The sequence below is a fragment of the Deltaproteobacteria bacterium genome, from assembly GCA_016210045.1.
GTDB lineage: Bacteria > UBA10199 > UBA10199.
In genome coordinates this window covers 21,179-47,748 of record JACQUX010000037.1, presented here as the reverse complement: position 1 = coordinate 47,748, position 26,570 = coordinate 21,179, and the positions used below count along the sequence as shown (strand labels likewise).

Below are 26,570 nucleotides of genomic sequence, written 5' to 3'. Positions count from 1 at the left end.
GTAGGCGGAGGGCTCATGACCCCCGATCGACCGGAAACTGCGCTCTATCCAAGCTCCCCTCGAAGGGCTAGCATTTTCTCCCGACAAACGCGAATGAGTGCGCCGTTGTGCGGGCAGGAAGCTCAGTCGGTAGAGCAGAGGACTGAAAATCCTCGTGTCGGCGGTTCAATTACGTCCCTGCCCACAAAAAAGGGATATCCCCCGCGGGGATATCCCTTTTTTGTGGGCAGAGATGAACTGGTTCGCCGACACGAGGATTTTCAGTCCTCATGGATGAGAAAATCCTCGCGTCGGTCGGGCGCAGCCGGGCAAACTGCGTCCTGTGGACGCAGGCAAACCGGCTGTGCGGTTGATCGACCCGTCGGTCGGCGTAGCCGACCGACGGCACCGAGCTCGCTAATTCCGTCCCTGCCCACAGTTATCGTGCAAGCGTATTCATTGGCTTCGCTGCAGGGCACGACCGGAAAAATCATTTCGTTCCTCAATCGATATGCATCGAGCTGGAAGGTGATGGATGAATCACTATCGTCCCAGTGTGCACTTTTTTTTGACCGCCTCGGGAAATTGTGCTACAAGCTAGCGCCAATCCTGGGGACAGCAGCTTATAAGTATCCAAAATTGCTGATTGAATAGCGGTGTGGCGGTTTGAGCGCGAGTGGTGAATTTTTGGGCAACGGGGAGAGCGAAGGAGGGGTCATGGTCGGACGGATGCACCAGCCGGAGTTCGATGTTGGCGACATTGCCGTATATCCCGCACACGGAGTTACCCGAGTGCAATCCATTGAGGCGCGTGAAATCTCCGGGCACAAGCAGAAGTTCTATATCCTGAAGGTGATGGATACCGGCATGACCATTATGGTGCCGACCACGAACGTCAAGTCCGTCGGGCTGCGTGAAGTGATTGGGCCCGATCAAGTGGATGCCGTCTATGAAATCCTGCGGGAGCGGGATATCGCGATCGACAACCAGACATGGAATCGGCGATATCGCGAGTATATGGACAAGATTAAGACCGGCTCGGTGTATGAAATCGCCGAAGTGTTGCGGGATCTCTCCTTGTTGCGCTACGAGAAAGAACTGTCATTCGGTGAGCGGCGGATGCTCGATACCGCGCGCACGTTGTTGATCAAAGAACTCGCGATTGCGCGCAAGAAAGACGAAAAAGGCGTTGCCGAGGAGATTGACGAGATCTTCGAGACCGCTTAAAGCGCAGCTATGCGAGCGACGGCGGTGTTACTAGCGGCAGGGAGTGGAACGCGATTCGGCAGTGCCGTACCAAAACAATATATCTTACTCGGAGGGCGTGCCATTTTGGAGCACGCCCTTCGACGTTTTGAACAGGCCAACAGCATCGACCAGATCGTGTTGGTGGTGGCTCCCGAACTGGTCGCCGGGACGCGTGAGCGGTATCAGCAGACACACCAGAAATTGCGGCATGTGGTGGGTGGGGGGGCACGGCGTCAGGATTCTATGGCGGCCGGCCTCGCGGTCTTAGCGCCTCTCGATGAGCGAACGATCATCGCGGTGCACGATGTGGCTCGGCCGCTGATTCGACCTGCGCTGATCGACGAATGCGTGCGTATAGCGGCCGTGCGGGGTGGTTGTATCGTCGGCATGCCGGCGCAGGACACGGTGAAGGCTGTCAACGCCGAGGGCCTTATTGAGCGAACGGTTCCGCGTGAGACTGTGTGGTTGGCGCAAACGCCGCAAGCGTTTTCACTCGGTGTGTTGCGTCGCGCCGTGGAACATGCGCAGCGCGCGGCGTTGACCGTGACCGATGAGGCCGCTATGGTCGAAGCGATTGGTGAGCCCGTTGCGGTGGTGCGCGGAGATGTCTCGAATCTGAAGATCACGACGCCGGCCGATCTGCTGATGGCGGAAGCGGTGCTCTCGCAGGAGGAATCCGGATGCGCGTAGGTTTAGGCTATGATGTTCATCGGTTTGCCGTCGGGCGCGCGTTGTGGCTCGGCGGGGTCGAAATCCCCCACGATCGTGGATTGGAAGGCCACTCCGACGCCGACGTCTTGTTGCACGCGGTGATGGATGCGTTGCTCGGCGCAGCCGGATTGCGCGACATTGGTCATTATTTCCCCAACACGGATCCTCAGTGGGAAGGAGCCTCCAGTCTGTTACTGCTGCGCCAAGTGCGGGACCTGGTGGCACAGCAAGGATTTCAGATCGGCAATGTCGATGTGACCGTCTTGGCCGAAGCGCCGAAAATTGGGCCGCATGTCGACGCGATACGGGCCAAGATGGCAGACGCGTTGGGCGTGGTTGGGACGGCAATTGGCATTAAGGCCACGACACACGAAGGATTGGGCGCTGTCGGTCGTCGCGAGGGAATCGCTGCGATGGCGGTGGCGTTGTTAAGGGTGACTAGTGACTCGTGACTGGTGACTGGGGAACGGACCATGTGCGTTCCATTGCCCAGTCACCAGCCACGAGTCACCAGTCACCCAATGATTTATGACACTGACACTCTATAATACGCTGACTCGTAAAAAGGCGCCGTTTCAGCCGCTCCATCCCAATAAAGTCGGATTGTATGTCTGCGGGGTGACGGTCTGGGACTCGACACATATCGGCCATGCGCGGTCCGCTACAGTCTTCGATGTCCTAGTGCGCTATCTGCGGCAACACGGCCACGCGGTGACATTCGTCCGCAATTTTACCGACGTCGATGACAAGATCATCAATCGCGCCAATGCCGAGGGCGTGCCGTGGCACGTGATTGCGGAGCGATATATTGCCGAGTATCGGCGCGATATGCAGGCGTTGGGGAATGCGGCGCCGGACCACGAGCCGTTTGCCAGCGCCTATATTCCGCAAATGATCGTGACCATCGAAGCCTTGATCGCCAAAGGCTTAGCGTATGTCGTTGGTGGAGACGTCTTCTATGCGGTGCGTTGCTTTCCTGGATATGGGCAGTTGTCGGGCAAGCGGATCGAGGAACTCGAGGTCGGGGCGCGGGTCGATCCCAACGAAGCGAAGCGCGATCCGCTCGATTTTGCGTTGTGGAAGGGCGCGAAACCCGGAGAGCCGGCGTGGCCGAGTCCGTGGGGACCGGGGCGACCGGGGTGGCATATCGAGTGCTCGGCCATGTCGGTGGAGTTCTTGGGGCAACCGTTCGATATCCACGGTGGGGGACAGGATCTGATTTTTCCACACCACGAAAACGAGATCGCGCAATCGGAAGGGGCGCGCGGATGTGCGGTGGCGCGCTATTGGTTGCACAATGGGATGGTCGATATCGATCGACAGAAAATGAGCAAGTCACTCGGAAATATTTTTAAAACGAGCGAAGCGTTGCAGCAGTACGATGTCGAGACGTTGCGTTATTTCCTGCTCTCCGCGCAATACCGATCGTCGCTCGACTTCACGGTGCAGGCCATTGCCGACGCCGCGCAAGCGTTGGAACGATTTTATGCCGCGACGGCGCGACTTGGGGGTGGGGCGGGCGTAGTGGAAACCTCGCCGGTTCCAGCCAACGATGCCGAGCAAACGATTGTAGCCGTGTTGCAGGCGTTGCCGAGTCGTGTGGAGCGATCCCTCGATGACGATCTGAATACGCCGCGATTGTTCGGTGTGGTCTTCGACGCGGTCCGCGAGTTGAATCGCTATCTCGATCAGGCCACGGCCACGGGCGGGATCCATCCGTGGGTGCAGGGGCAATGGAGTGCAGTGCGTGCGGTGTTGCACGCGTTCACTGGAGTGTTTGGGAGTGCGCCGGAAGTGTATGAAGCACGATTACAACAACGGGCCGTGGCGGCGCGGCAAGTCGATTTGACGGAAGTTGAGCGGTTAATTGCCGAACGTACGACGGCGCGCGGCACGAAAGATTTTGCGCGGGCTGATGCGATCCGTCAACAATTGGCGGCGTTGGGCGTGGAACTGAAAGACCGGCCGGGTGGCGGGACGGATTGGTGGGTCAAAGCGCCCGACTAAACGATGCGTAATTGTTGGATCGTGGTTCGATAATCCGCACTCTTGAAGATCGTGTTCCCTGCGACAATAATTTCGGCGCCGGCCGTGACCGCGTCGGATACGTTGGCGAGTGTAATGCCGCCGTCGATCTGGATCGGGATGGCGCGCGATTGTTGCTGGAGGTGCGCGCGCAATTGGCGGACTTTGTCGAGGCAGTGAGGCAGGAATACTTGGCCCGCAAATCCTGGATTCACGGACATCACCAACAGATAATCTGCCGTCGCGAGATGCGGTAACAGCGCGTCGATCGGCGTCTCCGGGTTGATCACGGCCCCGGCGCGGCAGCCGAGTTGGCGAATGGCGGAAAGGGTGGTGCCAAGGTCGCAGGCCTCGGCATGCACGGAGATCCAGTTCGCGCCGGCTTGCGCAAATGCGGCGAGGTACCGGCCTGGGTCGCTGATCATGAGATGGCAATCGAGCGGCAGCTGCGTGATGGGGCGGAGCGATTGGACTACGGGCAAGCCGATGGAAATGTTCGGAACGAAATGGCCGTCCATCACGTCGACGTGAATCACGTCGGCGCCGGCGGCTTCGACAGCGCGGACTTCTTCTCCAAGTCGGGCGAAGTCGCAGGCCAGAATGGACGGGGCGATTTGGATCATTGCAGTCGCTCCCCGACGGCCACGGGATAGCCGCGCAGCAACTCTTCGCTGCGCAGTCGTTTGCCGCCTTCGAGTTGGAGATCGGTGAGACATAGGCGTCCGTCGCCGGTGGCGACTTGGAGGCTCCGCGTGACGGCGACGACCGTGCCGGGTTGCGCGTCGGCCGGAACAGAGCGATCGACAGGGATTTCCGCCCAGTGGATCTTGAGCGCGCGGCCGCGCAGTGTGGTGTGAGTCCCAGGCCACGGCGTGAGGCCGCGAATCCGATTAATGATCGCTGCTGCTGGAAGTCGCCAATCGATACGGCTGTCTGCTTTCGTCAGCTTCGGCGCGAGCACGACGCTTTGCTCGTCTTGCGGTTGCGCGCGAAGCGTGGCGTTGGCGAGTCCGTCCACGGTGGTGAGGATCAACGCGGCGCCGAGTGTGGCGAGGCGGTCGTGCAGTGTCGCGGCGGTGTCGGTGGTGTGGATCGGCGCGGTCTGTTGCAGCAACACGTCGCCGGCGTCCATGGTGTTGCTGACGTACAACGTGGTGATCCCGGTGGAATGATCGCCGTTTAGCAGTGCCCACTGGATCGGTGCGGCGCCGCGATATTTCGGCAACAGTGACGGATGCAAGTTGATCGCGCGATGAGAAGGCAACGTGCAAACAGACGTGGGGAGAAATTTGCCGTATGCGACGACGACGATCAGTTCCGGCTGCAGCGACTGGAATGTCGTGAGTAGTGCGGGATCGTGAAGCGTCGCGGGCTGCAACAATGGCAGTCGCAACGTCTGTGCCTCGGCGGCCACGGGGCACGGCGTCAGCGCGCGGCCGCGTCCGGCGGGTTGATCGGGCTGAGTCACAACGGCCACGATTTCGTGCGCCGAATCGTGCAGCTGGCGGAGCGTAGGGATTGCGAACGCGGCGCTGCCGAAGAAGAGGATGCGCACGTTAGTCCTCCCGCCGTTGTTTTTCGAGTTTCTCGGCGTACATGCGCCGTTTGAGGCGGCTGACGTGGTCGATGAGTAATTTGCCGTCGAGATGGTCGATTTCGTGTTGCAACGCGACGGCGAGGAGTCCTTGTGCGTCGATCATGATCGGGGATCCGTTGCGATCCAGCGCTTCAACGACGATCTGGGCAGCGCGCTGCATCTCGATCCGAAAGTCCGGCAGACTGAGGCAGCCTTCTTCCCATTGAATGGTGCCGCTGCGGTGGGTGATGCTTGGGTTGATGAGTTGGTAGAGTCGGGGTGAGCGTTCGATGGGGTGGTCCGGATCGTCCGGCGTCAAAGTCACGGGTTCGCCGACATCGACCACGATGACGCGCCAAGGCTGATTCACTTGCGGCCCTGCCAGGCCGACGCCAGGCGCGGCGTACATGGTCTCGGCCATATCATCTAATAGTTGTTGAATGGCTGCTGTGACGGTCCCGATTGGTTCAGCGCATTGCTGGAGGATCGGCGCTGGGTAGATGGTGATCGGCAAAATGGCCATGCGGCCCGCTAGCATGGGGCGCGCTATGGCGCAACGGGCGGCTGCGATTCGCGCTTGCGCCGCACGCGGTGGCACACTAAGAGCGACGGATAACGAGAGGTAAAGGAGATGCCTATGCGCAGTGTAAAGAGAGTGGCCGCGTCGGCTGGAGGTGGCCATGCGGCCGCAGCAGCGCCGGCGGGCGGGGTTGGCCGGCGCGCTGGAATCGGAGCGGCTGGTCAAGTGCCGTCGGGTGGCGCGGGGCGCGCGGCGCGTGGATCGAGTGAATTCCTTCGGCTATTTCGCCCGGTCGGGCGCGGGATTGTGGCCGGGTTGGAGGGCTTGACGAAACACAGCATTCCGATTGCCGGCGTTGGTGCAATGCTGGCTGCGGGGGGGCTGGCACTTGGATTGGGATCGGCTGTAACTGTCGTGGGCGCTGGTCTTCTGATTGCGGGTTTCAGCGTGCTGCCGGGTCGATTGGCCTGGGAATGCGAACAGCCGGGACCGGCGGAGAAACCAGTGCAGTTGACTCCGGCGTGGGCGGCGTCGGTCCCGACCGTGACGGTGACGGGGCCGGAGTTTACCGAGTTACAGAGGCAATGGACCGAATTCCGCACGATCTTTCGGCGGGAAGGTTATACAATCGGCGGGCGCGCGCCGTTGATGCTGAGCGCGGGCCAATTGGATGCAGCGCAGACTATCGCGGGGCACCGTGTGCTCACGCTCTGTGGTGCGTCCGGCGAAGGGGATCGCTTGATTGTGCTAGGACCGGCTTTGAATATTGAGCATCCGGATGGACCGATAAGCGATATCCAACTCATCCACGAAATCGAGCCGCGTCTCCGCGGGACAACCATCGCCTACACCGCGTCCACCCGCGTTCTTTTTCGGTTGGACGGCGCGCGCCTTGGGACAGCGGATGCAATGTTAGTGGAATCCGATTTGGCGCATTGTCTGGGAGGTGTGGCATATCACTACGGACTCCCCGTCGCGATGGCCGATGGGGCGGGAGCTCAGGTTGCCTTGCAGTAACGGCTTTACGGTAGCCGTGCCCCGCGCACGGTGAGGATCCGCGCGGCCAATGCGGAACCAAGCTCCCCAGCCTCTGCCGGGGTCTTGCCGCTACACAAGCCGTGGAGTACGCCCGCCGCGTACAGGTCGCCGGCGCCGGTCGAGTCGATTGCGTCCACATGCACGGGCGGGACGATGTGGCGGGTGCCGTTCATTGCGAACAGCGAACCGCGTTCGCCCCTCGTGATCGCGACCGCGGTGTCGAGCGCCGTGATCGTGCCGATCGCGTCTTCGACATTGCCGGCATCGGTAAAGGCGAGCGCCTCTTCTTCATTACAAAAGACCAAGTCGACGAATCGCTCCGTGAAGTCGCGAAAGTCGCTGCGCGCGCGCCGCACACAAAATGGATCGGAAAATGAATACGCGACTTTTACGCCGTAATGACAGGCTAGCTCCATAGCCTTGAGTGACGCGGCCTTCGGACCCGGGGCATCCCACAGATACCCTTCGATATAGACCCACTGTGAGGCCTTGATGGCCGCTTCGTCGATGTCGTTCGGCGTCAGCGCAGTGCTGATGCCGAGATGCGTAAAAAAGGTCCGTTGCGCATCCGGCGTGACGAGGACGATGCAGGTTCCTGTCTCAGCATGTCCGAACGGGACGCGGTACGCGACGCTCGCTTTGTGGAGGTCTTCGGCATAGAACGCGCCATAGACGTCGTCCCCGACCTTGCCGGCATAGGCCGCGCGACCGCCCAAATGGGCGACGCCGATCATCGTATTCGCCGCGCTGCCACCGGACACGGTATGCGTGCCGATCTCTTCCAAGAGGCGCAGGATGTGCCCTTGCGTCGTCGTGTCGACTAAATGCATCGTCCCTTTCGCGAGCCGATCGTGTGTCGTGGACGGGACGTCCCGTGTAATTTGTTGCAATAAGTCGTCACTGACGTTCGCCTGAATGTCGACCAGTGCGTTGCCAATCCCATAGACATCGTAGTGCATACATCTCTCCTTTGGTGCGCAACGCTCCCTGCTCGGTCGCATTGCGGTCGTCGCTACCGCACTCCACGCCTCCACTGGCGCTCCGGCGCGCTTACTCCTTTTCCGTTTCCTACTCATACCTACGCCGCACTACTTCTGCTGCCCGGGGGTTGGCAAGTCTTCCGCTGCATCCGGCTTGGCCGCCACGCACCGTGCCAGCAGGATCGATCCCTCGTAAAGTAACAGCAGCGGGATGGCCATCAACGCCATGCTGACGGCGTCCGGTGGGGTGAGAAACGCGGACAGTACGCAGATCAGGAAAATCGCGTAGCGTCGGGTCCGTACAAGCGTCGCCGCGCTGACGATCCCGAACGCGGCGAGCATGGCGACGACTAGCGGGAGTTCGAATGCGAGGCCGAAGGCCCCCATGTTGCTCAAGACGAATTCGATATAGTGGGCCACGGTCCACGACGGCGTGATGCCGAGATGGACACTATACTGCCAGAAAAAGCGGAGCACGAGCGGGGTGACGACGGCGTACGCAAATCCGGCGCCGAGGAAAAACAGCAGCGTCCCGCTCCCCACAATGATGCCGAACCATCGCCGTTCTCGCGCCCGCAGGCCGGGACGGAGGAAGTGCCATGCCTCGGCGAAGAGATATGGCAACACGACGATCAATCCGGCCATCAGTGCGATCTGCACGCTCATCCGAAACGTTTCGCCGGGGGCCAGCGTCTGCAGCGTGACCGAAGGCGCGCCCGCCGTGGTCGCGTGTAATCCGGCGGCCGGTCGCAGCAGCCAGTGGAATAAGTACGGGGCGAGTCCGAACGCGGCCGTAGTGGCAAGCGTCACGACGATCAGGCAGCGGAGCAGCAAGCGACGGAGGATGTTCAGGTGCGCGGAGAGCGGTACCGCCGGGTCAGTGGGGGTCGGGATGTTTGCCATTCGGGGCATCCGGTTTCTTGTCGTCTTTCTCGTCCGGCGCGGCGCTGAAGCCCTTCTTGAATTCCTGAATGCTCCTGCCGAACGACTTTGCGATCTCCGGGAGCCGTTTCGCCCCAAAGAGCAGCAACGCCACGGCCAACAACAGCAAGATCTCCGTCCAATTAAACCGTCCCATAGTATATCCTTCCTGACGGCGTGCCAGACGACCGCTCACGCATCAGTGGGATGACCTACTCTATGCGGTGCGCCGTGTAAAGGACCCGTCGTGTGCCGCTTCCGTCTCTGTGTCGGCAACGGCTAATCGCCGCAATCGCCGTCGCCGTTGGCGTCGTAACAATAGGAGCGGAAATTCCCCGCAGCTTGGCCAAGCATCCGATCATGGGTGTCGACCAGGAAGGTTTGGATATTGGTTCGACAGTGAATCGCGTCGCGGGTGATCGTGCTGGTGTTGATGGAGACCTCACCGTTGGCCGTGGCGAGCGCAAGCGTTGGCGACGCCTGCAGCGCAGCTAAACACCCATCAATGTCACAGTCGCTATCCGCAATGAAATAGTTCCGATCCATCAGCTTCTGTCCGCTGCCGCCCATCGGACACGATGCATGAGTGAGCGGACCTTCGTTGACGTCGTTGTTCGGATCCGCGTCCTGGTTTTCCGGGACGTTCGCGTCGAGCCACGCATTGCTGAGAACGTGCGAAAGCTCAAACGTGAACTTGAATTGACTCCCTGCCGGGGCGTCGGCAATGACCGACGCCTCGGGCGTCCCCGGCGCAGGGACCCATTTGAAAATCGGCCGTTTTGCCGCTGTCGGAAAGATGGATTGGTCGTTGGCGAGCGGTGTCAGCGTCCCATCGTCATTTACGAAACTCAAGCCGGCCTCCGGCACTTCGCGATGTTGCGCCGTCACTGTCTCCGTGAGGTCGTCTGCGCCGTCGAGGTCCACTGTGATGGTGTACGTAATGTCACTCGGAAGGTCCATGCAGTAGAAGTCGGGATCGTTCTCACTCGAGCTGCTTTGCCAACGGCTGAAGGCGCCATTCTGGTTCGCCATCGTCAGTGCTTTGATTGTGCCATTCTTAGTGATCGAGACCCCGTTAACGGTCGCGCCCCCGGCCGCATACACCTGGACCGTGGCGCGCAAGTGGCCGATGCTGCCGCCGCCGCAATTGAAGCCCATGTCGTGGAAGATTTGGCGATCGACGATTGTTGGCGCGGAAAACTGACTCGACCCTGTCAGATCGGAGGCGAAGCCGATCATGTCAAAGCCACCCGGTTGGCAATCTTGGGGAAAGAGACCTTGGGTCAAGGCCGTGGCTTGATCGATTTGAAGGGCCGTTGTTTCATCAAATGCGGCGGCCGAAAGGTCGCGTTTGACGTAGAGCCCCAGTTGGTCATCAGTGTCGAGATCGGTCGAGCCCGTCATCGCCGTATCGATGGTCGTGAGTAAGGAATCAAAATCGGACACGGCATTGGCCGCCGTGACGTCGGGGTCACTACCGTTGTTGTTGTTATAGGCCGCGACGACCTGCGTCGTCGTTACGGTGGTGCCTTCCACAAAGGCTGCGGCGAGGAGGCCACGTGCGGAGGATGGGAGATTGAAATTTTCGTTGAAGTCACATCCCTCGCGGCTGACCCGTTCGAGATAGGCGGCGGCATCGGCCGTCGTCGCGTCCCCGGATTGCAGAACGAGGGCCTCTTTTTCCGCTTCGAAGGTGCGCAGGGCCTTTTCGGCGTCGCGGTTATCGGAACCGATCGCCGTGGCGGCAATCGTCACGTTCGCCTCGTTGTCAACTAACGAAGGGAGATCAAAGCTTTCTGCCAGTTCGTTCGCGATTTCATCCACCGTGACATTCCGCACGTTTTCGATGATCTCTTCGCGCGGCAACACACTGCCGGCAACGGACTCCACATCGGTGAGCATGGCAGCCGCCAGATGCGTTTCCGGTGATACGTTGACGGTCGTGTCCTTGGTCGGCGCTGTCGGCGCCACGATGGTGAGTGACCCCGCGCTGACGCGGACTTCATAGTAGAAGTCGTCGACGCTACCGGAACCGGTGGAGGCGATCGGGATGTTGGGAATGGAATAATTGCCGGAGGCATCGGTCGTTACGGTTCCGATATCGACGGCGGTTTCGGTCCCATCGGCCTCAATCTTGTAAAGGGCAACGGTACCATTTGCCAGCGCCGCATCCCCGACGGATTTCAACCCTTTCGTGGCATGTTTTCCTCCGAGGTTCACGCTGGCAGTGGGCGGAAGCGAAAGTCCTGCGCGGGCCGCGTCGGCGGTCGTGACGTTGACGGCGCCGGAGAGGGTGACGGTCGTTCCATTACTCGTGCCGCTGCCGCCGCTGCTACTGCTTCCGCTGGTGTCGCCCGTGTTCCCATCGTCGTCGCCGCCCCCGCCTCCGCCGCACCCCAGACTCAGCATCAGGCCCATAGTCGTGATCGCAACCAACCATACGGACACCGGCAGACGTTCTTGCCCTAGCATAGCAGCCTCCCCCTTGCGGACGTTCAGTTGCTGACAATCGAGGTCTTCAGAATAGCAGTGCCGATAAGCGGTGAAAATCATCCAGGCAGGTTTTTTGTCGGATAGATCGTGATTTTCGACAGCCATCATGCCCCATCTGCCGGTCGCTGGGTATTCGTTACCGCATTATGGAGTCCAGTTGACATCTCCGCCCAGCCGACTAGAAGCAGCTCAGCTTTTCGCGCCCGTAGCTCAGCTGGATAGAGCACCAGCCTCCGAAGCAGCGAGCTCGGTAGCGGCGCGGGACCATTGAAAACGAAATCGCCTAGCAGCCCAGCGCGCCCGTAGCTCAGCTGGATAGAGCATCAGCCTCCGAAGCTGAGGGTCGTGCGTTCGAATCGCGCCGGGCGCGCTGAGCTGCTAGACTAGCGCCGCGCCGCGATTTCATCAGCAGCGCAAGTTTGCCGACGTCCACCGGACGTCGTTTGCCTTGCGCTGCGGTCGTACGTTCGAATCGTATCGGGCGCGCAACGACTTTTCGCAGAAAAGTCGTCCTCCATTTTCTACTTTCCATTCTTCTATTTTCAGAAGTTCTGTGCTGTATTGGGGGGCGAAAAGTCGAGAAAATGGAAAATAGTTGATAGAAAATAGAGGGTAAAACCAAAAATGGCATTTCAATTTGAGAAACTTGAGGTCTATCAGAAGGCACTTGATTGGGTTGAGGCAGTTGAATCCTTATGTGAAAAACTGAAAGGAAAAACTTCTTATAGTTTGATTGACCAACTCTCCCGCGCCGCACTCTCCATTCCATTGAACATTGCTGAAGGTAATGGCCGCTGGCACAAGGGCGATAAACGCCAATTTTTTTGGATTGCGCGAGGATCCACTTTTGAGTGTGTTCCCATCATCCAAGTTTTGCACAGGAAATCTTTAATTGATGAACGACAATACGCTGATTTCTACGACCAGCTCGATGTTATCGCCAAAATGCTGACCAACCTGGTAAAGTCGGTTGAGGACTTAAATCAAAAATGAGGGCAAGGTGAATATTAAGATTAATCCCCTATTGCAAGCACACTGGCTATCGGTATCTCAAATATATTGGGAAGGTATTCAAACAGGAAATGCGACTTTTGAACAGCAAGTTCCCTCATGGGAAAAATGGCATGGCTGTCATTTAAATACGTGTCGTTTTGTGGTTGAACATGAAAATAAGGTGATCGGGTGGGCCGCTTTGAGTCCTATTTCAGAGCGGTGCGTTTATGCTGGTGTTTGCGAGGTTAGCGTCTATGTTGCGTCCTCATATCAAGGTAGGGGAATAGGGTGCCACTTATTAAATAATCTGATTGAAGGATCCGAAAAAGAGAATATTTGGACTCTTCAGGCGGGAATTTTTCCAGAAAACATAGCAAGTGTAACATTACATAAGAATTGTGGTTTTCGGGAGGTTGGTATGCGAGAAAAAATCGGTCGCATGAATGGTAAATGGCGGGACGTTCTCTTGCTTGAGCATCGAAGCAAAATCATTGGCATTTAATGCACCCATGCCTTATTTTGGCAATGAATAAACAGGTTCGACGTCCTGAAGGATGGGCGCGCAATAATTTGGCGCCAGCTCTTTTTAAACGACGAACGAAGAACGTGAACGAATTACGGCGGTTCAGTTGCTGAGTGGCTTTCCGTAGCGCCACATTTCGTTCTTCGTTCACGTTCTTCGTTCTTCGGGTAAGAATCATGCAGCCACATTTCAAAATAGTCCCATTTACAGCCACGGATGGGGTGGAATTGCACGGATTCCTTGCCGGCGGGCGGGTACGGACGGCGGCGATTTTTCTTCATGGGTTGGGTGGGAACGCATATCGGTCGTGGTTGGTTTCGGCGCTGGCGGCGGCGTGTGTGCGACGGCGGATCGGATTTTTTTCCATCAATACGCGCGGACACGATCTGGTCAGCACGCGTTCGCAGCGCGGCCGCCGGACGCCGCACAACGGATCTGTGTATGAGATTTTCACCGAGTCCGTGCATGATATCCGCGGCGCGATTCGCTGTCTGCGCGCCCGCGGCGTGCGGACGGTGTATCTGCTGGGGCACAGCACCGGCGCCAACAAGATCGCGTATGCATTGCAACGGGGCGTGCGCGTCGCGGGTGTGGTGTATATCGCGCCCGGCGACGATGTCGGTGTTCAACGCCGCTTGCTCGGTCCCCGACGCTTTCAGGCGATGCAGCGGCTCGCGGCACGCGTGGCACGGCGTACTCCACATGCACTGATGCCGGTGCAAAATTTGGGATATTTGCCGATCAGTGCCGCGAGTTATCTGAGTCTGTTCGGTCCGCGCAATCGGATGGATCAGTTTCCGTTTTCACATTTGGTTGGGGATTCGCGGTGGCGGCGTTTAGCACGTCCTCGCACGCGCGCCGTGCTCGTGCTCGGCGCGGACGACGAATACTTGCCGGTGCCCGCGGCCGCGATCCGCATTTTCTTCGCGCAAGCATTGCCGCGCATCGCGGTTTCGGTTATCAGCGGCGCGAACCATAGTTTCCGCGATCGCGAAACGGAGCTGGCGCGCAGCGCGGTGGAGTTCATCACTGCATCTGGGAGGACACATGCCGTTACATGAACGGGACGCTAAAGTCGTTTGCAAGCCGTGGGGGCGGGAGTTGTGGCTAGTCCATGAGTCGCCGCATTACGCAATGAAGATTCTCGAAGTGCAGGCCGGGAAACGGTTGAGTCTGCAGTATCATCGGGAAAAAGTGGAAACAAGTTATGTCCTGTCCGGGCGAGGACGTTTGATTCTCGAAGACCTGCAATCCCAGACGTTGCAGACGTTGGAGATCGGTCCCCAAGATTACTATAGCGTGGTGCCGCCTCAACGGCACCGGCTGGAGGCCGTGACGGACCTTCGGTTGCTCGAAGTGTCTACCCCGCATTTGGACGACGTCGTGCGCATCGAGGACGATCACCAGCGCCCGGACGGTCATATCGCCAGCGAGCATGGCGGCGCGTGAGATTCCGCTTGCGGCGTCCGTTGGCGACATGACAAATACGCATCATGTGTCGGATGATCGCGATCGTTGGAACGCCTGCACTCCGTCGCGAAGCCCTGTTTGCTTTCCATCATCTCTCGCGCAACGGTGTTGTCCGTCCCTGGGAATCTCCCGGACATTCTGAAGGGTGGGGCGTGGCGTGTTACGACGGCGATGCAGCGCCGGTCCATCTGGCCCGTTCGGCGGGCGATGCGGCGGATGAATTAGATTTATTTCAAGCGGCGGTGCGGCAAGCGATGGATCCGGTGCAGCGTTTGGTGGTGACCCATTTTCGCAAGGCGACGCACGGAAAAATCTGTCTGGAAAACGTGCATCCATTCCTGCACGGGCCGTGGCTCTTCGCCCATAACGGCACGGTCACGGAGTTGGAACGCTTAGGCGCGACGGATGGTGCGATTTGTGGCACGACGGATAGCGAAGATCTGCTGCGCCGTTGGGTGGCGGCGCGGCAACCACTTAGTGCTTTACCCGAGTGGCTGGACGGCGTGGCCGCACAGTGTCCGCATACGTCGTTGACCTGTCTGATGAGCGACGGCCAATTCGTGCTGGGGTATCGGCGTGTCAGTGGCAAGGTCTTAAAGCCGATCCCACCGGACTACGATCCCGCGGAAGTCCAACATGCGTATTACACGCTCCACTACTGGACCGACGGCGAGCAGCATATCCTCTGCTCGGAAGTCCTCCCGGCCGTGCACGGGCCGTGGCGTGGCGTGAAAAATGGGGAATCGCTGCTGATTCCACTCCCCCGATGATCCCATTACGGAACGGCCATGTCTTAGAATATGTCGCCGCCAGCGGGGCGCTCGCGTTTGACGGTCGCGGGTGGCCGTGGGAATGGCCGCTCCGCTGGTTGGGGTTGCTCGACCCACGCTGCTTCACTATCGTCACCAAGTCGCTCACCCGCCGCCCGCGAGTCGGCAATCTGCGCTGGTGGCAGCCGTGGCGTTGCGTCCGATTGTTGCCGCACGGGACTGTCAACGCGATTGGGCTGACGAATCCCGGAATCGAATGGTGGTGTCGCACGATCGGGCCGCGAGTTGCGAAATTTCCGTATCGCCTGATCGGTTCGATTTATCCCGAGTCGCCTGGCGAATGTGCAGACATGGTGGCGATGCTGCAACCGTTTGGCTTGGTCGCAATTGAGGTCAATCTATCTTGCCCTAACACCTCAACGCATGGATCGGCGGCTGTCCCGCAGGCCGTGGAAATGCTCACGGCGGCGCGGAGTGCCACGCCGTGGCCGCTGATTGCGAAACTTTCGGTGACGCATGATTATTGTGCCATTGCCCGAGCCTCGGAAGGGCTGATCGATGCGATGGCGATCAATTCCGTGCCATGGAGTGTGAGCTTTCCGGACCGCCCGAGTCCATTAGCGACGCTCGGTGGTGGCGGGGTCTCCGGCCAAGCCGCGCAGCTGCACACCTGGCCGATGGTTGAAAAATTGGCCGCCGCGTCGCACACGCCGGTCATTGGTCCCAGCGTCTGGGAATACGCCGATATCGCCCAACTGCGTGCCCGCGGTGCCAGCGCGATCAGCTTCGGGTCGATCTTTCTCCGCTACCCGTGGCGTCCCACGGCCTTCGTCCGTTGCGACCAACGTGATCGTATCCCGGGTTGACACCGGGATGGGGTGACGGCAATAGAGTCGCATGTTGATACAAATGCTACGACGCTGTGCGGTATTCGTTTGTTGTGGAGTGGTACTCGCGGCGTCGCCGAGTTTCGCGACGCAGCCGGCGCTCGATCAGGGCGGTCTGGAGATGCAGATCTCCTTTCCCGCGGAAGCCGCGATGGGGACGATTCATGTCCGGGGCAAGGTCGCAGCGCCACCGGAAGTCGTGTGGCGCGCCGTGGCCAATCTCAATCGTTGGTCGCAGTGGATGCCGATGGTGACGGAGTCGTACTTCTTCAGCGAGGCGGCCGCAAAAGCAATCCCCCGCGACGCGACGAAAGATCTCGCTTTTTTTCAGGCGCTGCGGAATCGCTTTCCCGGTACCATGCCGGCGCCGCCGCCGACCGGGATTGCTACGCGCACCAGCTATGAGGCCTTCGATCTCCCGTGGCCGATCAGTAACGAATGGGTGGCGCGTCGCTATCACTTCGACGCCTCGCAGGCCGCACAACATCGTTATCGCGTCTCTTGGGAGAAGGTCTACGACCCGAATGAACCGGGCTCCAAAGGATATTGGGTGTTAGAGCCCTATCCGGGGGACCCACAACAGACATTGGGAACGTACCACTTTGAGGTCACGGCCCGCCGGGGGCTGGTGCTGCGTTTGCTCAAGATCGGGGTAAAAAGTGCCGTGACGAAGCTCTTCCATGCGATCCGCCAACAAGTGGAAAACCCGGGAGTTGGCGGTTGACATGGTGCGGCGGTCGGCGTATGAACCTGCGTCGGCTAACACAAAGGAGGAGTCATGCAACTGAACCGAGCATTGGCAATCATTACCGGCGTTACGGTCAGCGCGTTGTTGTCCCTCTCGACCGTCAATGCGACTCCAAAAGATAGTCAATTACCGAAGACGGGCCTCAGCGACACACTCGATGACGCCCTGGACCTCGAGCCAGTAGCCGCTCCGCAACCGGCGCGGCGTCCGACGGCCACCCGACCTGCGACGCCGACTACGAAGCAGCCGACCACTGCCGCACCGAAGGCCACCAAACCGTCCGGCGTGACGGATCAATTCCCCGACTGGTCGAAACAGCCGAAGACGCCGAAAGTCGAAGACGACGAATTCGACAACGAATATTGATCGGTTGTTTAATCGAAGGCCTTGCGGACCGAGTCGGTATCTTTCACAGCGGAATGCTTGGTGTGCGGTGGGCGTTTCCACAGTAAGCAGCTGATCACAATAATCGCCATTCCGCTCCAAAACACGATTTCCGGCATATGTACGCTGTAACGGGCGATCTGTTCCGCCCCCCAGCCGACGTGCGGACCGAGTACCGGTGCCGCCATGCCTGCGCCGCCGATCAGTAATTTGAGTCCGATCCACGTGACCAGGACGTAAGCGCCGGTGGTGAAGGCCGGGAAGCGATCGAGTAGTTGCAGGAATCCTCCCGCGACGAAGCGCATCGTCACGATGCCCGCGATTCCGCCTAAATAGACGACCCACAATTTATTGGAGAGGGCGACGGCTGCTAAGATCGAGTCGATGGAGAACGCGACATCGGTCAGTTCGACCACGACGACGGTCCGCCAAAATCCCATTGGCCGCATATGGCGCGCCTCTTCGGTCTGGCTCTCGCCCACGATGTGCTTGAGCCCGATATAGAGGAGATACGCGGCTCCGATCACCTTGCAATACCACGCGGTGATCAGCCAAGAGGCCACGAGCAGGAAGAGGAACCGGAAGCCGAATGCGCCAAGCAGCCCATACCGCAATGCGCGGCGCCGCTGTGCGGCCGGGAGATGGCGGACTAACAGCGCGAGGACTAACGCGTTGTCGGCACTGAGTAGGCCTTCGAGCAGGACTAACGAGCTGATCGTGACGATGTCTGACCACACCATGCGGCGCCTCTCTTATCGGATCACTCTGAAACTGGCTAGAATTCTTTGCCGAGCCGTATTCTATTCGCCGGCCAGCGCAGGCGGATTTTTTTGCTCCGTCGGCGTGTGTTGTGGCAACTATATAAATAATAACAATATGTTATCGGTTGATCGGTATTGAGCTCGTATTCTAAAAGAATACGGATATCGGCGATTTTTCGCAACTTGGTCTGGTCGGCGACCGATACCTACACTAGGAGCCAGGTCGTCTATGTCGTCACTCTATGCCTATACCGATTATCGGGCCTATTTGCGGGACGCGTATTTGGCGGCCAAGCGGGCCAATCCCGTTTGCTCGTATCGCTATTTCGCACGGCGCGCTGGGTTTGCGTCGCCGAACTTTCTCCAACTCGTGATCGAAGGGAAACGCAATCTCTCCCAAGAGAGCATCCATCGGTTTGCTGGCGCGTTCAAGCTGCGCCGTCGTGAGCGTCTATTCTTCGAGGTCTTAGTGCACTTTAATCAAGCGAAGGACCCCGAAGAGCAGAATGGCTATTATCAACGGCTGTTGGAGTTCCCGGAATATTGTCAGGCCGTCACGCTGGCCCAAGAGCAGTATGAATTCCTGACGCGTTGGTATTATCCGGTCATCCAGGACTTGACGACGCTGCCGGGATTTCGTGAGGATCCGGAATGGATCGCGAAACGTTTACGGTATGAGATCACCGCATCGCAGGCACGCGAGGCGCTCGATTGTTTGCAGCGACTCGGCCTGCTGATTTGCAACGACGATGGGCATCTGCAGCCGGCGGAGCGGCATTTGACGACGGGCGATGTCGCGCGATCGGCCGCGAGCTATCACTATCATCAACAAATGATGGAACGGGCCAAGCGCGCCCTGCAAACCCAGACCGAGGCGCAGCGCGAATTCGGCGCGCTGACGATCGCGCTGAACACCAAACAGCTCAAGATGTTGAAGACTGCGATCCGTGACTTTCGCAAAGTGGCATTGAATCTCCTCTCGCAGGGCGATGAACAGCCGACTGCTGTGTATCAACTGAACATCCAACTGTTTGGTCATACCGATCTGAAAGAAGGGGGTCGCCATGAAAAATAGATTCGTGCTCATCCTCTGGAGTGCGTTGTGGCTCGGCGCCTGTGGTTCCGGGACCGATGTCGGGAATCCGGGCGACGGGCAATTGCCTGCGGCACAGAGTCCGGCGCCGGTTTCCACGGAAACCGTCAGCGATTTCCTCGGGACCTATGCCGTGCCGGAATTGAGTGAACCGATGTTGGACAGTGGTGGCGAAGCGCCGGTCGCGAACGTGGTTCAAGTGGCGACCTGTCCGGTGGGGACTCCTCCGTTTACGATCAGTGCCGGCGCGACGGCGGATCGGATTGTGCTCGAAGGATTCTTTGCCTTCCCTGGTTTTTCCAATTCGCTCGGCGGACGCGTGCGGAACGGGGAGATCGAATTGGCGGGGAGCAGTGCATCGTTGATGGTGAGTTGTGTCGGGACGTTGGTCGATACGATTCTGCAATTCGAGTGCACAACGTTGCAATCCGGTGTGACCGAGCAGTGTGTCGCAATGTTTGAACAGCAATCAGTGAAGTGAAAGGAGTTTTGTATGTGGCGCGGTAAAGGCTGGATATTGGGCTTGGTCGTGATGACGACCGTGGCATGCAGTGAGAATGGGGTTGGGGGCGGTGGGAGTAGTAGCAGTGGCGGTCCGCTGCCGCCGGTCCGCGGCAAGGCCGGCGTGTTGCAACCGGTCGCCGGCGAATCGTTGACGGTGTATCTGCGCGAACAGGCCGGAGTCGCGATCGACCAAGAAGTCACATGTATCACGGCCGTGGAGATGATGGCGGACTCCCCCGCGCCATCCGTCAGCGCGGCACCGGGCGAGAGTGACGGTGCCGGAGCTGCCTCGGCCTTTACGTTTACGGATACGAATAACCAGGAGGCGCAAGTCGAAGAGGCCGACACCATTAAAGTGCGTGGGGAGCATGCGTATCTGCTGACCGGGACGACGCTGCGCGTAATCCGCGTTTGGCCGTTTGCCCGCTTTGGCGCGGTCCAGGAGTTGGCGCTTGAAGGCCAACCACGCGGCATGGTGGCGACGCAGGATGCCATGGTCGTCATTTCTTCGGTGCCAAAATTTCCTGATGCGGTTGTGCAGCCGTCATCTGCGCTGTCCTATCATCCGATCGTCAAGCTGACGTTCATCGATATTCGCAATCCTGCCGCGCCGCTCATTCGGCGCGAGGCATATTATGAAGGGACGCAACTGGCGATGCGACGGATCGGGGAGCGGGTCGTGTTCGCCCTCAATGCGGCATTGCAATTGCCGCGCGGCGATGAAGATTTCAATCCCTATGCGGTGGATTGCGAAAAACGCGTCGCCGCCGAACGGCAAGCGCGTCGTGCGGCGCTCGCGGCGTTGACGGCAAGCGATCTGTTGCCGCACGTGGTGTCTCGGCGCGGAGCGGCCGTCGCGTCGATCGAAACCGTGAGCGCATTCTATCGTGGCGGTGGAACGGGGCAAAACGTCCTGTTCGTGCTGAATGCGGATTTGCGGTCGGGAGTGGATGCGGATGTTGCGGCGGCGGTCGTCGGATATGGGGCCAATGTCTACGTCTCCGATCGTGCCGTGTATATCGCCGAGTATCAGCACGGCGGGTGGTGGGACGATGCCGACACGGAAGAGACGACGCCGATCCATGCCTTCGGTGTCGATGCGGCCACACCATATTACATCGGAACGGCCACGGTGGACGGGCATCTGTTGAATCAGTTTGCGATGAGCGAATACGACGGGACATTGCGCGTGGCGACAACCGCCGGACACGTGGGTCGCAATAGCGGCAGCGGATCGGTGAGCAATGTGTATACGTTCGACACGCAGGCGATGGCGCCGCGTGGCCGCGTGGAAGGCTTGGCGAACGGCGAGCAGATTTACGCCGTTCGTTTCATCGGTCCGATGGGCTATGTCGTGACGTTCAAGAAGATCGATCCGCTCTTTGTGTTGGATTTGCACGATCCGGCCGCGCCGCGCGTGGTGGGCGAATTGAAGGTCCCGGGATTTTCCACGTATCTGCACGCATTCGATGCCGCGCGTCTGATCGGACTCGGCAAAGACGCCGACGATCAAGGGACGTTTGCTTGGTTTCAAGGCGTCAAGTTGTCGCTGTTCGATGTTGCCGAACCGACCGCGCCGCGCGAGCTGCAATCGTTGGTAATCGGCGGCCGTGGCACCGATTCGCCGGCGCTCACGCAGCATCTGGCCTTTACGTATGATCCGACACGCCATTTGCTCGCGCTGCCGATCGATTTATATGAAGGGGAGAGCGGCTCCGGCAGTGCATTTGGAGAATTCGCTTACAGCGGATTGCATCTCTATCGCGTCTCGGCGGAGCGCGGTTTCGAGCTCACGGGAACGATTCAAGATCCGACAACGGCGTCACAGGCCTGGTATGCGGGCGGATCGATTCAGCGCAGCGTCATTCTTGGCGACGAATCCCAACTGGGCGTGCTGGTGTTGCGGGCCGGCAATGCGGAACTCTACACGGCCGACGATGGCTTGCAGAGCCTCGGCAAGATCGAGTGGCCGGCGACTCCCTCATATGGTGGGTATGAGCTGTGAGCGCGTGTTAATGGCCGCCGCAACAGCCGGAGGTTGCGGGCTGTTCGGTGCCGGTGGCGCTACGCGCTGTGAGGATGCTGAGTTGGGCGGCCAATTGTCCGGCAATGGCTCGGTAACTGGCGGCGGAGGCGGAGTCGGGATGCGCCAGCACCGTTGGCTTGCCTTCGTCGCCATCGAGCGTGACGGTCGCGTCGATCGGGACTTCGCCGAGGAACGGCACGCCGTGTAGCTCACAGGCCTTGCGCGTTCCACCGTGACGGAAGATCGGACTGCGCTCGTTGCAGTGGCCGCAGAGGAAGTAGCTCATGTTTTCGACCATACCGAGCACCGGGACGTGGACCTCGCTGAACATCCGCAATCCCTTACACGCGATCTGGATGCTCACTTCCTGCGGCGTCGTGACAATCACGGCGCCGGTGAGCGGCACGGTCTGAGTAATCGTGAGTTGGGCATCGCCGGTTCCCGGCGGCAAGTCGATCAGCAAGTAATCCAGCGCGCCCCACGCCACTTGGCGGACGAATTGGGTCAGGATGTTGTGGACCATCGGGCCGCGCCAAATGACCGGCGTAGTGTCGTCGACGATGAATCCCATCGACATCATTTTGATCCCGTACTGGTTCCACGGAATGATCTGATTGTCTTCAGTTGTGCTGAGCGGCGGATTGAGCGTGCCTAACATTTTGGGTTGGCTCGGGCCGTAGATGTCCGCGTCCAGTAAGCCAACCGTGGCGCCAGTCTGTTGCAGTGCACACGCCAAATTGCTGGCCAGCGTGGATTTCCCGACGCCGCCTTTGCCGCTGGCGATCGCGATGATGTGCTTCACGCCCGGCAACGCCGTCTGCTCCGGCGCGCGGCCAGTGCCACGCACCGTGGCGGTCATCTGAATGGCTACGTCGGTGACGCCCGCGATCGTTTTGACGGCGTCGGTCGCAGCGCGCTTGAACTGTTCACGTACCGGGCAGGCCGGTGTCGTGAGATTGATCGTGAAGCTCACGCGTCCGCCGTCGATCGTGAGGTTTTGGATGAATCCCAACGTGACGATGTCTTGGTGCAGATCCGGATCTTGGATGGTGCGCAGCGAGTTCAAGACTTGTTCTTCAGTGATCATTGAATGCTCCTTTAGAAGATTCCAAGTAATAACTTGGTGTCGTCGTTGGCCATGGTGCGGGGGTCCCACGGCGGATTAAACGTGAGTTCGACTTTGACCTCTTGCACGCCGGGGACGGTTGCCACGGCCGCGTGAATGCCGTTCATGATTTCGGGACCGAGCGGACACATCGGGCTGGTCAGTGTCATCAGGACATGGGCGGTATTATTTTCGACCATGCGGGTTTGATAAATCAGGCCGAGGTCCACGACCGAGATCCCGATCTCCGGGTCGATCACGGGGCGAATGGCGTCGAGCAGTTGCGCGGGTTCGGGCAGTGCCCCCGTGGCGACAGCCGTTGGTGCCGATGCTGCGACCGCGGGAGTTGGTGTCGCCGTGTCAGTCGCGTTCGGTGTAGCTGGCGTGGGTGGTGTGTCCGTCATAGTGTTTACATCCTTCCTGAAGCGTGGTCCACGGGAGGAGCGCGCATTTGATCCGCACCGGAAACTTGCGCACCCCTTCCAACACTTCCAAATCACCAAGGTCCGTTCCCGACGGGACCGATGCTCCGCGCAGGAACTGCATCACGGCCTGTTGCAGTGTCATGACAGCCGCCATCGGTTTGCCGAGCAGTTGCTCCGCCAACATCGACGCGGAGGCCATGCTGATCGAGCAACCATGGCCGTTCCACGCCACGGCAGTGATTTTCCCGTCCTCGACCTCGAGCTGAAGCGTGAGCTCATCGCCACAGAGCGGATTTTTTCCCTCGGCAGTGATCGTTGGTGTTGGCAGCGTCCCCTGATGGCGCGGGTTCTGATAATGGTCGAGGATCACTTCGCGATAGAGTTCATTGAGCCCGTCCATACATCAACTCCGTCCTGTGGGGACCTTGCAGCATACCCCATCTGCGTCGTTGCCCGACCAGCCGCGATCCTCACGTACTACCATGTACGCTCCGGTCGCGGCTGGCCGGGCGCCTAGCATCTGGGGCATTCTTCAAGGTCCCCGACAAATTAAACTATTAAAGGTTCTCCGGTGGAAAAATTTGCGCGCTACGTCCAATGCGGCGACGAGACGATCGACTTCGGCGCGGGTGTTATAGAACGAAAAACTGGCGCGCGCCGTGGCCATGAGCCCAAGGCGCTGCATCAGCGGTTGGGTGCAATGGTGACCGGCCCGAGTGGCGATCCCTTCAAAATCGAGCGCCTGGCTTAAGTCGTGCGGGTGAATGTCCTGCACATTGAAGGTCAACACGCTCCCTTGTCGCTCGCGCCACGGCGGCCCGTATAGCGTGACGTCCGGTTGCGCGGCAAGTTGTTCGTACGCGTAATGCGTAAGTTCCGCTTCATATGCGGCGATCCGTTCCATGCCCAATTGTTGGAGATAGTGGATTGCCGCGCCGAACGCGATTACATCGGCGATGTTCGGTGTTCCGGCCTCGAACTTGTGCGGGATGTCGGCCCACGTGGCGCGTGTCCAATCGACGGTAGCGATCATTTCGCCGCCACCGAGGAACGGCGGCATCGCTTCCAACAGCGCGGATTTGCCGTACAACACGCCGACGCCGGTGGGACCGCACATTTTGTGCGCGGAAAACGCCAGGAAATCGCAATCGAGGGCTTGAACGTCCGTCGGTCCGTGCGCCACGCCTTGGGCGCCGTCGACGACACTGACGGCGCCGACCGCATGTGCCCGCCGGCACCACTCCGCGACCGGTGGCGCAATGCCGAGCACGTTCGAGAGCATGCTGAAGGCGACGATTTTGGTGCGCGGAGTCAGCAATCGGTCGAAGTGTTCGATCTGCAAGCCACCGCTCGGTGTGACCGGAACAAAGCGCAGCACGGCGCCGCGTTCTTGCGCCAACAATTGCCATGGGATGAGGTTGCTGTGGTGCTCCATTTCGGTGAGGAGAATTTCGTCGCCGGCTTCGAGATGCGTGCGTCCGTAACTGTGGGCGACGAGGTTGAGCGCTTCGGTGGCATTGCGGGTAAAAATAATCTCGCGCGGTGACGGCGCATGAATGAATTGTTGCACTTGCGTGCGCACGGCCTCGTAGGCTGCGGTGGCCGTCTCGGCCAGAAAATGGAGGCCGCGATGAATGTTCGCATTGCTGGTTTGGTAATACTGCGTCAGTGCATCGAGCACGGCTTGCGGTTTTTGTGTCGTTGCGGCGTTGTCCAGATAGACGAGCGGATGACCGCGCACGGTCGTCTGCAAGATGGGAAAGTCCGCCCGGATGGCGGCGATGTCACGCTCCAATGTCGACATAGAGGATGCCCGCTTCCAGTTTGACCGGATAGGTCGCAATCGGTGCCGTGGCTGGGAGACACTTGGCAGCGCCGGAGCGAACGTCGAAGCGGGCGCCATGGAGCGGACACTCGACTTCGAACCCTTCGAACCATCCGTCCGCTAAGTATCCTTCCGCGTGGCTGCAAAGATTATCGAAGGCGTAATACGCGCCCTGCAATTTAGCCACGACGATCTGTTTGTCTCCGCAGGTCGTGCACGTCGATTTCCCTTCGACAAGGGTCTCTGCGGGAGCGATTTCAATCCAGGAGGCCATAGCGCTTATCCTTCGAGTTGCTTTCCGATGGCCGCGCGTACGACATCGCGCACGTGTTCATCCGGGATCCGGACTAAGAGGTCTTCAAAAAATCCGCCAACGATCATCGATTCCGCTTCGCCGCGTGTGAATCCGCGCGAGCGCAGATAGTAACATTGGTCTTCGTCGATCGGGCCGATCGTTGCGCCGTGCGAACACTTTACGTCGTTGGCCTCGATTTCTAATTGCGGAATGGCCGAGGCTTGCGTTCCTGGCGCGAGCAGCAAGTTACGATTTGCTTGATACGCCTGACTCTGTTGGGCCGCCGGCGTCATGCGGATGAGTCCGGTATAAATGGAGCGCGCGTGCCCTTTGAGCGCTGTCTTGTACAGTAAGTCACTGTGCGTGTTTGGGGCCAAATGGGTTTGCAACGTGTGGTGATCGAAGTGTTGCGTGCCGTTGCCGAAGGCGATTCCGAAGAGGAGACTCTCTGCGCCGGGTGCCGTAAGTGCAGATTCGATAATCCCTTTGCTCATCTGCCCACCGAGCGTGATCGTGGTCGACGTAAAATGGGCATCGCGGGCGACGGTGGCGTGTTGATGCACTAGATGCCGCATACTTTCGTGCCAGTGCTGGACTGTGACGTAGTGGAGACGACTTCCGGCGCCGAGATAGAGCTCGCTGCGCGCGTGACAACTGTTGACCGTGGTGCGGAGGCCGTCGGCAGCAGCATATTCATCCACGCAAATGGCCGCGGCGTTTTCGCCGAGGATCACGATGGTGCGCGGAAAAATCGCCGAGCCGTCGGTGTCAACGCAGGTCGTTGTATGAAAGGGCACGGCCGCCGTGACGCCGTCCGGAATGTAGAGCAGATAGCCGCGATCCCAGAGCGCTTCTTGTTGGCTGAGGTACCGTTGTCCTTGATACGGGTGTCCCGAGAGTCCGGAAAAGGCGCGCCGCGGGGCGGCCCCGTCGTTGTGTGTGGCAAGATATGGAGTGAGCAGATCCGCATGCCGCGCGAGTGCCGTGGCGAGGTCGGTGTAAATGATGCCGGCCGCCACATTAGCCGCGTCCGTGGAAATGGCAGCTGTCGGATTGCTGCTGGTCGCCCACGTGGTGCGATCCCAACCACTGAGTCGTTCCAAATCCGTGTACTTCCACGCCTCGTCGGTTTTCGGTGGGACCGGGAGTTGTTGGAACTGCTCCCAACACTGGGTCCGTTGTGCCGTCAGCCACGCCGGTTCCCCGCGCGCCGCCGACCAGCGCCCGATCGCATCGGTCGCTAATTGTGTCACTGCTGTATGCATACCTG

The 26,570-nt window shown here is 59.5% G+C and carries 30 protein-coding genes and 2 tRNA genes; 18 read left to right on the top strand and 14 right to left on the bottom strand.

What is annotated here, in order from left to right; translation table 11 throughout:
- The first annotated feature begins 111 nt into the window (after positions 1-111).
- From HY696_10510 to HY696_10490, 5 genes are all read left to right on the top strand, one after another.
- Positions 112-184, top strand: a tRNA-Phe gene (locus HY696_10510).
- A 524-nt stretch (positions 185-708) separates the two neighbouring features.
- Positions 709-1,206 (top strand): CarD family transcriptional regulator, encoded by a 498-nt coding sequence (locus HY696_10505; protein MBI4238825.1) that lies wholly within the window; start codon positions 709-711, stop codon positions 1,204-1,206.
- Positions 1,207-1,215: 9 nt separating this feature from the next.
- Positions 1,216-1,917 carry a 2-C-methyl-D-erythritol 4-phosphate cytidylyltransferase gene (gene ispD / locus HY696_10500; protein ID MBI4238824.1) on the top strand — a complete coding sequence of 234 codons (702 nt, stop codon included), beginning with the start codon at positions 1,216-1,218 and terminating at the stop codon, positions 1,915-1,917.
- On the top strand, positions 1,908-2,390 hold the full coding sequence (locus HY696_10495) for a 2-C-methyl-D-erythritol 2,4-cyclodiphosphate synthase (protein MBI4238823.1): 483 nt from the start codon (positions 1,908-1,910) through the stop codon (positions 2,388-2,390). Before ispD ends, HY696_10495 begins: the two co-directional genes overlap by 10 nt.
- A gap of 76 nt (positions 2,391-2,466) precedes the next feature.
- Positions 2,467-3,945, top strand: coding sequence for a cysteine--tRNA ligase (locus tag HY696_10490; protein MBI4238822.1), 1,479 nt, complete (start codon positions 2,467-2,469; stop codon positions 3,943-3,945).
- Here the strand turns inward: HY696_10490 and rpe are convergent.
- The 3 genes from rpe to def are packed head-to-tail and all read right to left on the bottom strand — an operon-like array spanning position 3,942 to position 6,062.
- Positions 3,942-4,586, bottom strand: a complete 645-nt coding sequence (rpe, locus tag HY696_10485) for a ribulose-phosphate 3-epimerase (protein MBI4238821.1) — start codon at positions 4,584-4,586, stop codon at positions 3,942-3,944. The two genes, HY696_10490 and rpe, sit on opposite strands and share 4 nt — an antisense overlap.
- Complete coding sequence (locus HY696_10480) at positions 4,583-5,518, bottom strand: methionyl-tRNA formyltransferase (protein MBI4238820.1); 936 nt, start codon at positions 5,516-5,518, stop codon at positions 4,583-4,585. Before HY696_10480 ends, rpe begins: the two co-directional genes overlap by 4 nt.
- 1 nt (position 5,519) lies before the next feature.
- Positions 5,520-6,062, bottom strand: a complete 543-nt coding sequence (gene def, locus HY696_10475; protein ID MBI4238819.1) for a peptide deformylase — start codon at positions 6,060-6,062, stop codon at positions 5,520-5,522.
- Positions 6,063-6,176: 114 nt separating this feature from the next.
- Between def and HY696_10470 the strand changes: the two genes are divergently transcribed.
- Positions 6,177-7,076, top strand: coding sequence for a hypothetical protein (locus HY696_10470; protein MBI4238818.1), 900 nt, complete (start codon positions 6,177-6,179; stop codon positions 7,074-7,076).
- A 5-nt stretch (positions 7,077-7,081) separates the two neighbouring features.
- Here the strand turns inward: HY696_10470 and HY696_10465 are convergent, their stop codons facing one another.
- From HY696_10465 to HY696_10450, 4 genes are all read right to left on the bottom strand, one after another.
- Complete coding sequence (locus tag HY696_10465; GenBank protein MBI4238817.1) at positions 7,082-8,056, bottom strand: adenosine kinase; 975 nt, start codon at positions 8,054-8,056, stop codon at positions 7,082-7,084.
- A gap of 129 nt (positions 8,057-8,185) precedes the next feature.
- Positions 8,186-8,980, bottom strand: a complete 795-nt coding sequence (gene tatC / locus HY696_10460) for a twin-arginine translocase subunit TatC (GenBank protein ID MBI4238816.1) — start codon at positions 8,978-8,980, stop codon at positions 8,186-8,188.
- On the bottom strand, positions 8,955-9,155 hold the full coding sequence (locus HY696_10455; protein MBI4238815.1) for a twin-arginine translocase TatA/TatE family subunit: 201 nt from the start codon (positions 9,153-9,155) through the stop codon (positions 8,955-8,957). Before HY696_10455 ends, tatC begins: the two co-directional genes overlap by 26 nt.
- Before the next feature lie 122 nt (positions 9,156-9,277).
- A complete protein-coding gene (locus HY696_10450) occupies positions 9,278-11,551 on the bottom strand; it encodes a hypothetical protein (GenBank protein MBI4238814.1) in 2,274 nt (757 codons plus the stop codon).
- Positions 11,552-11,787: 236 nt separating this feature from the next.
- Here HY696_10450 and HY696_10445 point away from each other — a divergent pair.
- The 9 genes from HY696_10445 (at position 11,788) to HY696_10405 (ending at position 17,248) form a co-directional block, all read left to right on the top strand.
- Positions 11,788-11,861, top strand: a tRNA-Arg gene (locus HY696_10445).
- A 254-nt stretch (positions 11,862-12,115) separates the two neighbouring features.
- Complete coding sequence (locus tag HY696_10440; GenBank protein MBI4238813.1) at positions 12,116-12,484, top strand: four helix bundle protein; 369 nt, start codon at positions 12,116-12,118, stop codon at positions 12,482-12,484.
- A gap of 7 nt (positions 12,485-12,491) precedes the next feature.
- A complete protein-coding gene (locus HY696_10435) occupies positions 12,492-12,986 on the top strand; it encodes an N-acetyltransferase (protein MBI4238812.1) in 495 nt (164 codons plus the stop codon).
- 197 nt (positions 12,987-13,183) lie between these two features.
- Positions 13,184-14,068: a DUF1749 domain-containing protein gene (locus HY696_10430; GenBank protein MBI4238811.1), complete on the top strand. Its 885-nt coding sequence runs from the start codon at positions 13,184-13,186 to the stop codon at positions 14,066-14,068.
- A complete protein-coding gene (locus tag HY696_10425; protein MBI4238810.1) occupies positions 14,055-14,456 on the top strand; it encodes an ectoine synthase in 402 nt (133 codons plus the stop codon). Before HY696_10430 ends, HY696_10425 begins: the two co-directional genes overlap by 14 nt.
- Positions 14,457-14,500: 44 nt before the next feature.
- Positions 14,501-15,247, top strand: a complete 747-nt coding sequence (locus HY696_10420; GenBank protein MBI4238809.1) for a class II glutamine amidotransferase — start codon at positions 14,501-14,503, stop codon at positions 15,245-15,247.
- The gene (locus tag HY696_10415) at positions 15,244-16,113 is read left to right on the top strand and encodes a hypothetical protein (GenBank protein MBI4238808.1); all 870 of its coding nucleotides are present in this window, start codon (positions 15,244-15,246) and stop codon (positions 16,111-16,113) included. The genes HY696_10420 and HY696_10415 overlap by 4 nt, the downstream gene beginning before the upstream one ends.
- A 31-nt stretch (positions 16,114-16,144) precedes the next feature.
- Positions 16,145-16,858 (top strand): hypothetical protein, encoded by a 714-nt coding sequence (locus HY696_10410; protein MBI4238807.1) that lies wholly within the window; start codon positions 16,145-16,147, stop codon positions 16,856-16,858.
- Between the two features lie 54 nt (positions 16,859-16,912).
- Positions 16,913-17,248 (top strand): hypothetical protein, encoded by a 336-nt coding sequence (locus HY696_10405; GenBank protein ID MBI4238806.1) that lies wholly within the window; start codon positions 16,913-16,915, stop codon positions 17,246-17,248.
- A gap of 8 nt (positions 17,249-17,256) precedes the next feature.
- Here HY696_10405 and HY696_10400 read toward each other — a convergent pair whose 3' ends face one another.
- Positions 17,257-18,006 carry a TerC family protein gene (locus tag HY696_10400; GenBank protein MBI4238805.1) on the bottom strand — a complete coding sequence of 250 codons (750 nt, stop codon included), beginning with the start codon at positions 18,004-18,006 and terminating at the stop codon, positions 17,257-17,259.
- Between the two features lie 250 nt (positions 18,007-18,256).
- Here HY696_10400 and HY696_10395 point away from each other — a divergent pair, with 250 nt between their 5' ends.
- Genes HY696_10395 through HY696_10385 form a run of 3 tightly spaced genes read left to right on the top strand, consistent with a single transcriptional unit; the run spans position 18,257 to position 21,629 of the window.
- A complete protein-coding gene (locus HY696_10395) occupies positions 18,257-19,102 on the top strand; it encodes a TIGR02147 family protein (protein ID MBI4238804.1) in 846 nt (281 codons plus the stop codon).
- Positions 19,092-19,601, top strand: coding sequence for a hypothetical protein (locus HY696_10390; protein ID MBI4238803.1), 510 nt, complete (start codon positions 19,092-19,094; stop codon positions 19,599-19,601). The genes HY696_10395 and HY696_10390 overlap by 11 nt, the downstream gene beginning before the upstream one ends.
- Before the next feature lie 12 nt (positions 19,602-19,613).
- The gene (locus HY696_10385; GenBank protein ID MBI4238802.1) at positions 19,614-21,629 is read left to right on the top strand and encodes a beta-propeller domain-containing protein; all 2,016 of its coding nucleotides are present in this window, start codon (positions 19,614-19,616) and stop codon (positions 21,627-21,629) included.
- 7 nt (positions 21,630-21,636) lie between these two features.
- On the opposite strand, the gene HY696_10380 is transcribed toward HY696_10385, so the two are convergent.
- The 6 genes from HY696_10380 to sufD form a co-directional block, all read right to left on the bottom strand.
- Complete coding sequence (locus HY696_10380) at positions 21,637-22,737, bottom strand: Mrp/NBP35 family ATP-binding protein (protein MBI4238801.1); 1,101 nt, start codon at positions 22,735-22,737, stop codon at positions 21,637-21,639.
- Positions 22,738-22,748: 11 nt separating this feature from the next.
- On the bottom strand, positions 22,749-23,159 hold the full coding sequence (locus HY696_10375; GenBank protein MBI4238800.1) for a metal-sulfur cluster assembly factor: 411 nt from the start codon (positions 23,157-23,159) through the stop codon (positions 22,749-22,751).
- Complete coding sequence (locus HY696_10370; GenBank protein MBI4238799.1) at positions 23,116-23,580, bottom strand: SUF system NifU family Fe-S cluster assembly protein; 465 nt, start codon at positions 23,578-23,580, stop codon at positions 23,116-23,118. The genes HY696_10375 and HY696_10370 overlap by 44 nt, the downstream gene beginning before the upstream one ends.
- Positions 23,581-23,712: 132 nt before the next feature.
- Positions 23,713-24,984, bottom strand: coding sequence for a cysteine desulfurase (locus HY696_10365; GenBank protein MBI4238798.1), 1,272 nt, complete (start codon positions 24,982-24,984; stop codon positions 23,713-23,715).
- The gene (locus HY696_10360) at positions 24,965-25,279 is read right to left on the bottom strand and encodes a non-heme iron oxygenase ferredoxin subunit (GenBank protein ID MBI4238797.1); all 315 of its coding nucleotides are present in this window, start codon (positions 25,277-25,279) and stop codon (positions 24,965-24,967) included. The genes HY696_10365 and HY696_10360 overlap by 20 nt, the downstream gene beginning before the upstream one ends.
- 5 nt (positions 25,280-25,284) lie before the next feature.
- The gene (gene sufD, locus HY696_10355) at positions 25,285-26,565 is read right to left on the bottom strand and encodes a Fe-S cluster assembly protein SufD (GenBank protein MBI4238796.1); all 1,281 of its coding nucleotides are present in this window, start codon (positions 26,563-26,565) and stop codon (positions 25,285-25,287) included.
- Positions 26,566-26,570 lie beyond the last annotated feature (5 nt).